This window comes from uncultured Streptococcus sp., assembly GCF_963511325.1.
Taxonomy (GTDB): Bacteria; Bacillota; Bacilli; order Lactobacillales; family Streptococcaceae; genus Streptococcus.
Genome location: NZ_CAUPII010000045.1, coordinates 1 through 11,703, shown reverse-complemented (window position 1 = coordinate 11,703; position 11,703 = coordinate 1). Strand labels below are relative to the sequence as shown.

Annotated in this window: 6 protein-coding genes and 1 pseudogene; all 7 read right to left on the bottom strand. The window is 40.4% G+C overall.

Annotated features, from left to right (window positions below; genetic code table 11):
- Positions 1-952, bottom strand: a 952-nt coding sequence (locus tag RQ973_RS09015) for an ROK family glucokinase (RefSeq protein ID WP_311523743.1), incomplete at its 3' end; no start/stop codon positions are given.
- 42 nt (positions 953-994) lie between these two features.
- A complete protein-coding gene (locus RQ973_RS09010; protein WP_311523741.1) occupies positions 995-1,618 on the bottom strand; it encodes an alpha/beta hydrolase in 624 nt (207 codons plus the stop codon).
- Positions 1,619-3,340 carry an aminodeoxychorismate synthase component I gene (pabB, locus tag RQ973_RS09005; protein ID WP_311523740.1) on the bottom strand — a complete coding sequence of 574 codons (1,722 nt, stop codon included), beginning with the start codon at positions 3,338-3,340 and terminating at the stop codon, positions 1,619-1,621.
- A 132-nt stretch (positions 3,341-3,472) separates the two neighbouring features.
- A pseudogene (locus RQ973_RS09000) lies at positions 3,473-4,375 on the bottom strand (ZmpA/ZmpB/ZmpC family metallo-endopeptidase); the annotation flags it as partial.
- A gap of 160 nt (positions 4,376-4,535) precedes the next feature.
- Entirely contained in the window at positions 4,536-5,651 is a 1,116-nt protein-coding gene (msrB, locus tag RQ973_RS08995; protein WP_311523739.1) for a peptide-methionine (R)-S-oxide reductase MsrB, read from the bottom strand.
- 9 nt (positions 5,652-5,660) lie between these two features.
- The gene (locus RQ973_RS08990) at positions 5,661-6,221 is read right to left on the bottom strand and encodes a redoxin family protein (protein WP_311523737.1); all 561 of its coding nucleotides are present in this window, start codon (positions 6,219-6,221) and stop codon (positions 5,661-5,663) included.
- Between the two features lie 158 nt (positions 6,222-6,379).
- Entirely contained in the window at positions 6,380-11,698 is a 5,319-nt protein-coding gene (locus RQ973_RS08985; protein WP_311523745.1) for a ZmpA/ZmpB/ZmpC family metallo-endopeptidase, read from the bottom strand.
- Positions 11,699-11,703: the final 5 nt, after the last annotated feature.

Sequence of the window (11,703 nt, the reverse complement as noted above, 5' to 3'; positions counted from 1 at the left end):
ATACAAGTGATGCTGCTCCGATAACTCCAGCGTCATTTCCTAGAGTTGCAAGAGCTAATTTAGTTGTTGTGCGTACTTGTGGGAAGGTATTTTCATCATAAACCTTTTGCACGCCTTGGAGAAGGAATTCTCCGGCAGCAGATACACCACCACCGATAACGATTGTTGATGGATTAAGGATTGAACCGATGTTGGCACATGCAATACCCAAGTAACGTGAGAAGTTACGGTAAACGATCAAGGCAAGATCGTCCCCTTCTTTTGCCAAATCAAAGACAGTTTTAGCTGTTACTTCTTCTCCGTCATCAATCAAGCGTTTCAACTCTGCATCGCCTTCGTATTCATCTGCGTAACGACGAGTCAAGTTGACGATACCTGTCGCTGAAGCTACTGTCTCAAGACAGCCTTTCTTACCGCAAGTACATGCGATTGGTTGGTCAAAGTCAACAGTGATATGGCCAAGCTCACCAGCAGCACCTGCAACACCGTGAAGCAATTTACCTTCTGCCACGATACCGCCACCAACACCTGTACCAAGTGTCATAAATACAACGTCTGGTTGATTTTCACCAGCACCCATCCAACGCTCACCAAGAGCTGCCACGTTGGCGTCATTGTCGATAAAGAATGGAATCCCCAAGGCTTTTTCCATTTTTTCTTTGATTGGTTGAAGAGTTTTCCAGTTCAAGTTGTAGGCACCGATAACAGTCCCTTTTTCACGGTCAACCACACCAGGTGACCCCATACCAATTCCACGGAAATCTTCAGCAGACAATCCAAGCAAGCCCAATCGGTGTTGAATAGTTTCAATCATATCGTCTACGATATGGCTTCCTTCATCCAAAATGTTTGTCTTAATAGACCATTTTTCTTGGATTTCTCCTTCTTGCGTTAAAATAGCGAACTTGATAGAAGTTCCACCAAGGTCAATCCCAATAATCTTTTGACTCATCTTTTTCTCCTTTATGATATTATCACTTTCATTATTATTTTATCAAACTTGTTTCAGCAATTCAAGAAAACTTCTGGTTAATTCTGCAAACTCTTTTGGTTTTTCCCTATTCAGTACATGAGGGCCGTCAGAGATAATCTCAAACTGAGAATCTGGCATCAGTTCTTGAATACTTTTCATTGAACTAAGATTTGGCTTATCCTGACTACCACAAATTAACAAGCTTGGATAGGGACAATTCCGTACAATCTCTCTTAAATCAAGTGTTTTTAATTCCTCAGAAACTCCAACCATAAGAGCTTTATCTGCCCCCTGCTTCTCATATATCCTCTTAGGAAGCAATTTAAATATCAGCAACTGAATGTAAAAAGGAATGTTACCTGCTAATTTCAGTGGACATCCTGACAAAACCAAGGCCTGAAGATTTGGTATCTCAGAACTTGAAAGCTCCAATGCAAGTGCAGCCCCTAAAGATAAGCCAACTAAGACAAAAGGCTCTGTTTCCTTTGATAAGTGCTGATAAATGCGTTCCTTGGCTTCTTGGTAGGTCCCAACTCCTGAAGGAAATAAGTCCAGGGCTTCAGAGGGATAATCTGCCAGCAAATCCTGAACTTCTTTCCAACTATCTGCTGACTGTCCCAAACCGTGTAAAAATATGAGTTTCAATTAGTTCTCCTTTACTGACAATTCATACAAGCCCCTGACTGCATTACAGCCATAGATGGCTTCTGCCAGTTCCAAATCAGAAATAGTCAATATTTTCTCTTCTACCTCTCCGCTTTCAAGCAAGTGTTGACGATAAATCCCTGGTAAAAGACCTAGTTGACTTGGCGGTGTATATAGTTTCCCATTCATTTTCAAAACCAGATTGCCAATAGAGGTTTCAAGCAATTTTCCATCAGCAGTGTGATAGATGATTTCCTGATCTCCCATTGTCAAATGCGGTCGGTGTGTCGTCTTAAAGTAGGTAAAGGCCTGCTGCAAATCATCTTCTTGCTGACAAAGCTTGGCCTGACAGAAGCCAGAACTAAGTGGTATCAATACTTGTCGATCAATTTCTATTTTTCCAGACTTGCTGAGACTGATTCGCAAACGGTAGTCTTGATGGAGGTCACAAGCTCGACACTCTTCCTCTATCTTTTGTCTCAAACTATCTTCATCAAATGGAAAGGCAAAGTAACGACTAACCTTTTGTAGTCTTTCTAGATGCTCTTTTTCAAAGAGTAATTTCTTCTGGCTGATTTTCCCTGTCGTTATTAATTGAAAACGAGGCTGTTTTCGGTAAAGAACAGCTGCCTTTTGCTGGACTTCACGGTATTCTGAATCCCAAGTACTATCCCAAGTGATGCCTCCACCGACTCCATAGATGGCTTGCCCCTTGTAGAGTTGTATGGTTCGAATAGCCACATTGAAAATCCGTCGTCCATTGGGAAGTAGGAGGCCAACAGTTCCACAGTAGACTCCTCTAGCTTGTGGTTCCAAGTTCTTGATAATTTCCATGGTTGCTATCTTGGGAGCTCCTGTGATGGAGCCACATGGAAAGAGAGAACGGAAGATTTCTACTAGGTCAACATCCGGTTGTAACTGACTCTTGATAGTCGAAGTCATCTGCCAAACCGTTGAATACTGTTCCACCTGGCATAAACGCTCCACATGCTCACTTCCCACCTCAGACAGACGATTCATGTCATTGCGCAAGAGGTCCACTATCATCATATTCTCTGAGCGATTTTTGGGATCTTGCTCCAACCAGGCTGCCTCTTTCAAGTCTTCAGCATCAGTCAGACCACGTTTAGTCGTTCCCTTCATAGGGCGAGTTGTCAATTCACGACCATTTTGCTCAAAAAAGAGTTCTGGACTCATGGAAATTACTGCCATGTCGTCATGTTCAACATAGGCATTGTAACCTGCTTCCTGCTCTACCACCATGCGATTGTAGATAGCAAAAGGATTAGCAGACAACTCCTGCTTGAGTTGAACCGTATAATTGACCTGATAAGTATCGCCCTGTCGTAAATGATGGTGAATCTGGGCAATCGCCTTTTCATAGTCCTCTGCTGCTGTTACTTCCTGCCAGTTTGATGGTAAATCCACCTCCTCATAAGTCAGAGGAATTTGGGATATTTCCACCCTATCATGAACAGTGAAGTAAAGCAAATACTCTCCCAGTAGAGGAGCCTTGTGAACTGCTAACTTCTCCTCAAAAGCAGGTGCTGCTTCATAACTAACATAACCCATCACATAATAGCCCTGTTCTTGGTAGCTTTCCACTTGAGCTAACAAGTCTGTTACTTCTGCTAAATCTCTGGTTTTTAACTCTTTGATAGGCTGGGTAAAGGTGTATCTCTCCCCCAAAGCCCTAAAATCAATCACTGTTTTTCTATGCATATCCTAAGTATACCATAAAAGCCAGACCCCAACAGGAGATCTGGCAATTTTATTCTTTGAGAATGATAAAGTAGATGTCACTTCCTAAGAAAATCTAAAAATAGTAGACTCTTTTATCACTTCAACTTTTATCTATCCTTTGGGAAAGAGTTCAGATAAAAAGGCATCTGTCACCTGCAATAGTTTTTGGAAGACTTTTTTCTTCAGAGCTACTGTATAGTTTGCAACTGAGCCTCCATACTTGAAGTTTCGGTAATCCGTTTCTACTGCTTGGTCAAACAAATCTTGCAATTTCTCATAAGAATCAATTTGCTGACCATCAATTTCAAAACTATGGATTCCTCGTTTTGCCTTAGCAATAATAGCGTCAAACCAAGCCTTCTTCCATTCCTCCAAGTTCTGGAACTTGCCTTTCGAAACCTTCTGGATAATGAAATCATCTCCAAGGGTGTCACGTCCCTCGCTTAAGGCCTCATCCTTATATTTATTAGAAGCATAGCCTAGGAAACCATTTTCGTAACCATAATAACCCCACATACGGAAGGCATTATGCTTGAAGGAGATGGCTCCTGGAGCTCCCTGACTTGTATTTCCACCATAGATAGCGTCTACCATCTTGACATTGACATAAGCTGTCTTGAGGTCTTCTGGTCGGTAAGTTCCCTGATAATGCCTATTGGTGATGATGTTATTTTTGATCAAATCATCCACAGAATTTAGCTGAGTCTTGGCTTCCTCATCTGTCAATGGACGGACATAGTCCCACTGGTTAGGAGCAAGGAGTTTATTATCTTGGTCCTGATAGCGCATCTGCTTGGTCATCTTGCTGAACCAGGCCTTCTTCAAAGCCAGATCATTCTTAGCGAGAACTCGTTCTCCTTCCAGATAATCTAGAAGCATCAAGGCCTCATTATAACCTTTCATGTAGTGGTCAATCTGCTGGCGTGTTTGCAACTTGGTTGGATCTGGATTGTACCATTGATCCCCATCATTTGGTCGCATGTAAGCCATGTTGAGCCCGAGAGCGCCATATTCACCCTGATAGCTTTCACCTTACTTGTTTTCAAAATCAAAAATTTTCAGGAGTGATTCCACCACGTTCGATTAAATTGCCCAACCGCTTCTAAAATCCAAATTCTACACTTCTTATGAATTAAAATATATTTCTAGTAAACACTTTTTAATAATCTCAAAATCACTCAACATAATCCAACAAATAACCATAGCCCTTTTCTTCCATTTGATCCTTTGGGATAAAATGGATGGATAGACTATTGATACAATAGCGTAGACCTCCCTTGTCCTGAGGTCCATCTGTAAAGACATGTCCTAGGTGAGAATTCCCTGTTCGACTTCTGACTTCCGTTCTGACCATATTGTATGACTTGTCTTCCTTATAGGTCGCAACATCTGGACTGATCGGCTGGGTAAAACTTGGCCAACCACAACCCGATTCTAATTTATCTTTCGAAGAAAAGAGAGGTTCGCCAGTCGCAACATCCACATAAAGACCTGCTTCAAATTTATCCCAGTAACGATTTGAAAAGGCACGTTCTGTTTGACCATTTTGAGTCACGGCATACTCCTCTGGAGACAAAAGTTTTTTCAATTCATCGTCACTCGGTTTTGGATATTTACTTGCATCAATAACAGGATAGGCTGCTTGATTGACATTGATATGGCAATAGCCATTAGGATTTTTCTGGAGATAATCTTGGTGGTAGTCCTCAGCCACAATAAAATTGCTTAAGGCTTCCTTTTCAACCGCTAGAGGCTGGTCGTATTTCTGAGCAACTTGTTCAAAAACTTGATTGATGACTTCTAGGTCATGCTCGTCCTTATAGTAGACACCAGTCCGATACTGAGTCCCCACATCATTTCCCTGCTTATTTTTACTAGTTGGATTGATAATGCGGAAATAATGGAGCAGGATTTCTTTTAAAGAGATCTGATTGGCATCATAGGTCACATGAACAGTCTCAGCATGCCCGGTTTGGCCGATCAATTCATACTGGGTTGTTTCTCCTCTCCCATTCGCATAGCCAGAAACAGCATCTGTCACACCTGCCACTCGAGAAAAATACTCTTCAACTCCCCAGAAACAACCTCCAGCTAGATAGATATCATGTAAGTCAGCATCTTTACTTGATTGAGTTTTTTTCGTGACTTTTTGCCCTTGACTAACTGCTGCCTTCTCGATTTGAGTGGTATCTGTGTAGCTTGCGCTCCTTTTTTCCAAAAGAAATAAAAATCCAATAATAATGCAAATGATGATTCCAATGAATACAATTATTTTTAATTTATCATTCATGATGAGCCTCTAATCTATGCTTTTTAGCATCTGTAAAATAGTTTCTTTGTCCATAAAACCTGGCTGGGTCTTGACTAGTTTGCCTTCTTTATCGATAAAAGCCTGAGTCGGATAAGAACGAACTCCGTAACTCGCCAAAAGTTGTCCCGAAGGGTCTAACAATACTGGTAAATCTTTATAGTCCAAGCCCTGATACCATTTCTTGAAGCCTTCTTCTGCTTGCTCGCCTTTTTGACCAGGAGAAACGACTGTCAAAACAACATAATCATCGCTTTCTTCTTTAGCCAGCTCATCGGTATCAGGGAGGCTGGCTAGACAGATAGAACACCAGGAAGCCCAAAATTTGAGATAGACTTTTTTACCTTTGTAATCTGATAGATGGTAGTTTTTCCCATCAACTCCCATGAGTTCAAAATCTGGAACTACTTCTCCTTTTTTTGCTACCTGAGAGCTAACTTGCGCTTGTTTGTCTCCATTTTGTTTGTCAGTTTCGCTTGTTGTCTGATTTTTACAAGCTGATAGACAAAACAAACTAGTGCAGACCAATACAGTTGCTTGCCATGTTTTCATCTTCATCACCTTCTTTTTTGTTATATGAATATAGATATTCACTTTGTAGTTCTATTATATACCTACCTTGCTAAAAATACTTAGAATCTGTTTGGAAAATTCTTAAAACTCTTGGAAACCAAAAAACTCCCACCTGCTAAGCAGATGAGAGTTTGAGATTATTTAAAGATAGAAGTTTTAAAGCTATCTGTTTGTTGAAGAAGTTTCTTGAAGAGTTTTTCTTTAAGTGATACGGTATTATCAAATTTGACAGATCCGTTACTTAGAGTAGCCTTATCTTTATCAACTGCTTCAGCAAATGCGCGTTTCAAGTCTTCATAGCTATTGTATGTTTTACCATCGATTTCAATAGACTGAATTCCATTTTTGGCACTTGTCACCACTTCTTTGAAGTAAGCTTTCTTCCATTCTTCAAGATTGTTGAATTTTCCTTCAGAAATCTTGCTAATGATGAAGTCATCACCTAGAGTATCTTTTCCAGCTTTTTTAGATTCAGCTTTTAGCATGTTAGAAGCATAGTTTAAGAAGCCTTTTTCGTAGCCATAGTAACCCCAGATTCTGAAAGTATTGTGTTTAAATGACATCGCTCCTGGAGCACCTTCACTTGTATTACCACCATAGATACCAGTCATCATTTGAACATTCACATAAGCAGAATCAAAGTCAGTAGGATTATAAACTCTGTTACCTGGACCGCGGTTAGTCATGAAGTTGTTCGTAATTAAGTCATCTACTGTGCGTAAAGGAATAGCTTTTTCCTCATCACTTAAAGGTCGAACCTTGTCGAATTGGTTCTTGGTGTTATTTCCTCGGTATTGCTTATCAACCTTCTTGAACCAAGCATTGTTTAAATCTTGATTTGCTTTATCGAGGACAGCCTCTCCTTCAAGATAATCCAGAAGCATAAGAGTGTCGTTGTAGCCCTTCATGTAACGATCAATTTCGTCACGTGACTTCAGATCATTTGGATTGGTGTTATACCATTGATTGCCATCGTTTGGACGTTCATAAGCCATGTTGAGACCTAGGGCTTTGTATTCACCATTTGGATTTGATACTGATGGAGTTTGCAACATTCCTTGTGCAAATGCTTCCAAATCAGTACCTTCACGGTGTCTTGAGCCACCCAAGTATACCATACGGTCATTTACGTGAGTTGTTTCGTGGGTAAAGGCAGAAACCCCAAAGTCACTAATCATATCCGTAACCATGAAGAAGACAGAATCATCTTTATATGGATTCTGATAAACGCGAGCCACAGCTCCCATACGCCAGTCAGTCGCATGATAACGTCCTGTAGGTCCGTATAATTCACGGATAGGCGCCACATCTTTACCACTATTAGTGTGACCGTATTTATCAGTACTAATATCTTTATAGTTTTGGTTATCCAAAACAGGTGTTGGAACCATGTTGTTGCTCTTCAAAAGTTGATTACGAACTTTATCGATTGATAGACGTGACCAGAAGTCTAAATAATTCTGTTGACCTTTTGCAACCTTATCGATTTCAGCTTTAAAGGCATTACGTTCTGCTTCAGTATACTTACCATATTTTTCAAATGAACTATAAGCCATTGTATTGTAAGTTGAAATCAAGAACATATGGGCATCTTTCAAGTTCAAGAGTGGCAAGATCATCTTACCATGCACATCGTTGTTTAAACCTTCGTAGGCTCTGTGTTTCTTATCGGCAAACTCAGGAGTTGTTGTTTTTGGTTCAACGATATAGACATTGTCTTTGGTTGCTTTGATGAACCAATCATTTAGGTCTTTGTCTTCTGTGAATAGACGCATATTATAGTCTAAGAAACTGTTTAACTCGCCGATACCGATAACTCCACCGATAGCTTCACGATAAGCTTCTAGAGTTCTATCACCTTTAATGTTACTTTCCTTAGAACCAATCTGAATCAAGAAGTCTAACACACTTACATTTTTACCATAGAAGTCTGGTTTGAACAACATGAGTTGCTTGATATTGAAGTTATCAAACTTTACTCCGTAATAACGGTTAAGGTAAGATAGACCAAGGAGAACCGCTGCCTTGTTATCATCAATTTTCTTGATCAAAGCACGTTTAGCAGCCTCATCTGTGTTTAATTGATGATCTTCATTTTCAAGCAACTGTTTCACAAATTTAGCCAGATTATCCTTGACTTCTTTGAAGCTTTCTTCTAGGTAAAGATCTTTGATAGCGTTAACTTTATTTGGTCCTGTTCTACCAAGTTTTTGGTAAATTGGATCTGATTGTAGCTCAACTGGACTTAATTTTTCAACGATAGCATTGATAAGATCGCTACGGTCTTTGTCAACCATATTAGGTGTGTAAACAACTTCTCCAAGTTCAGCAATGCTGTACTCTTTCACTTGTTTAACCTTAGATTCTTTCAGAGAAACAGTAAAGATGTCTTTGGTCTTGTCAGCATAATGCACCAAAATGTGGTCAGCATCAGCCAATTCTGTCACAAAGGCATTGCCTTTCATGGCAGTTACAGACAAGATTTCTTTAGTCAAGAGAGGACTGCCTGCAGCAAGTTTGTTTCCTTGGTTTACGATCCATTCTTTATTATAGAAAGGTTGTAATTTTTCGATATTACGGTAGGCAAGTTCACGAGAGGCATCGTAATCTTGAGTATCTTTATAAGTATCAGCTTTTACTTTCTTATTATTGAGAGTATCCTCAACAAGAGGTTTAATTTCAAACGTATCAGCAGTGATACCGAATTCAGCGATCTTTTTATTTGCTTCTTCAAGACTGATTTCTTGAATTCTGTTAGTACGAGAACGTTTGAATGAACGTTTACCAGAGCTGACATCTTTAACAACATAGTTTCGCTCAATCCAATCGTTTGTATAGTAACCGTCTTCTTCGTCTAAGTCTTTTGAACCGTAGAACTCTTCACCATTTTCAACCTTCATCATTGAAACAGTATCAGCAACTCTACCCCATGTCCAGTTTTTACTAATGAATCCACCAACCTCAACAGGTGTCTTAACATTAATGGTTCCTTTAGTAACAGCATTACGAACAGAAGCATACTTGTCGATTCCATTAGGATCCGAACCATTATCAGATCTAGCAAGAAGACCACCAACACGAGCTTTATTTGCTGTAATATCAGCATCTACATAAGCGTGTTTGATATTCCCTCTCCAAATTTCACCGGCAATACCACCAATATCCCAGCCTTTGTCACCAACACCAGTAAGTTTACCAATGAATGCGACATTTTTAAGTAGGCCACCAACATCTGCTTTATTGACAATACCAGCAATACCATCTTTACCAAGAACACTACCAGTCACCTTGACATTCTCAACTGTAGCATTTTTAATCGTTCTTGCAAGTGGTGAAATATTTTCAGCCCAAGGCATATTGATATCAACGTTACCTAGGTTAACATTTGTAACCGAGCCACCCTCGATATTATCGAACAATTGACGAGCCATATTGTGGATTGTGTACTGCTTTCCTTCAACACTTGTTAAAGTTCCACTAAACTTACCAGGTACATATTGTTTATTTGGTGTTGGAACATTAGCTGCATTAAGATCAGCACCTAGTTTAAATGTTCCATTTTTATTGTCCTGCATGGCCTTTACAAGATCATTGAAATCGTAATAAACATCACCTTCATGAGCTTTTGGCTTAGCAAAGTAATGGACATATTCTTGACTGAACTTGTTGTCTGAATTACGCTGAATTAAATCAGGGGCTTGGGCAGTTACTTTGTACAATGTTTTACCATCTACAGTAACTTCTTCAATCTTGTCAACAGCTAGTCTTGTAACCTTGTTATCATGAGTTGTCACTTTCAAGTAATAAGGTTTAACATCTGATGGTTTAGCTGACAATAGACTATTATCAGTTTCTACACCTTGGTCATCAACACTGATAAGGCTGGTTTCCTTGATATTTTTGACTTCGACTTTTTTGAGATCAAGTCGCAGTGGTTCTTCCGTGAGAACAACTTCTTCGTTCCCATTTCCACGATCGTAAACCATCTTGGTTGCAATCTTGTAGTCCTTGTAGTATTTCAAGTCTGTAAGATTAGCAGTCAAATCTCCCTCAGACATGTTGACTGTTTGAAGGCTAGTGTCTCCGTCTTTCAAGACAACTTCAAGAGATTTAATGGTTACACCTGTTGGTTTGACCAATTGGTAACGAACCTTGGCACTACGCTCTAATTCTTCTTTATCAATTTGAGTAATTGTCAACGTTGGCGCAGCGAGGACTTGATCACCTTTCTTAATGAGACGATCTTGCGCAGCTTCGACAACTTCCTCTGAAATAGTTGGAGCATCCGCAGTTTTCACGCCCTTAAGAGTCTTATAGACTTTGGTAATCTTTTTCTTACCGTTTTGACCAGCTTGAGCAACAACTTCTGTTCCCTTCGGAAGAGTGCTGTCTACTTCTGTTCTTGTCTCGAAAGGAATTTCTTCAAATGAAACTTCTTCAACTTTACCTTCAATAGCCTTGGTACCACGACTAATTTTTTCGTTTACTGGAGCCTTAACAGTTTCTGTACTCGTGCTGATTGGGTCCCCAACTTTTTGGCCATTGACTGTCTTATAGACACGATGAATCAGCTGACTTCCTGCTTGACCATTTTGAATTACTGTTTCTTCATCAGTGTAGCGAGTATCGTCATTTACATACTCTCTTGTATATGGAACTTCTACAGTTTCAGTTTCTGTGATAGTTGCTTCAGCTACTGTATACTCTGGTAATTCTGGCTGAACTAGGGATTCACCTTCGTGGCCTTCTTCTTGAGTTCCTTTTGCTGTGATTTCGCCGGTGTAGGCGGGGTTTTCTGGCTGAACTAGAGATTCGCCTTCGTGGCCTTCTTCTTGCGTGCCTTTGGCTGTAATCTCGCCGGTATAAGCTGGAGCTTCTGGTTGAACTAGGGATTCACCTTCATGACCTGATTCTTGAGTTCCTTTAGCGCTAAGTTCGCCTGTATAGGCTGGTAATTCTGGCTGAACTAAAGACTCACCTTCGTGACCTGATTCTTGAGTTCCTTTAGTACTAATCTCACCTGTGTAAGCTGGCAATTCTGGTTGAACCAAAGATTCGCCTTCGTGGCCTTCTTCTTGAGTTCCTTTAGCGCTAATCTCACCGGTGTAGGCTGGCAATTCTGGTTGAACCAAAGATTCGCCTTCGTGGCCTTCTTCTTGCGTGCCTTTAGCACTATGCTCGCTAGTGTAAGCTGGGGCTTCTGGTTGAACTAGGGATTCACCTTCGTGACCTGCTTCTTGGGTGCCTTTAGCACTAATCTCGCCTGTATAGGCTGGCAACTCTGGTTGAACTAGGGATTCGCCTTCATGGCCTGCTTCTTGAGTTCCTTTAGCGCTAAATTCGCCTGTATAGGCTGGCAATTCTGGCTGAATCAAAGATTCGCCTTCGTGGCCCTCTTCTTGAGTTCCTTTAGTGCTAAGTTCGCCTGTATAGGCTGGCAATTCTGGTTGAACCAAAGTTT

Bases quoted from the DNA above. Each gene is read 5' to 3' on its own strand.
- msrB (WP_311523739.1), bottom strand. From the start codon at position 5,651: ATGAATGATAAATTAAAAATAATTGTATTCATTGGAATCATCATTTGC.
- pabB (WP_311523740.1), bottom strand. From the start codon at position 3,340: ATGCATAGAAAAACAGTGATTGATTTTAGGGCTTTGGGGGAGAGATAC.
- RQ973_RS08990 (WP_311523737.1), bottom strand. From the start codon at position 6,221: ATGAAAACATGGCAAGCAACTGTATTGGTCTGCACTAGTTTGTTTTGT.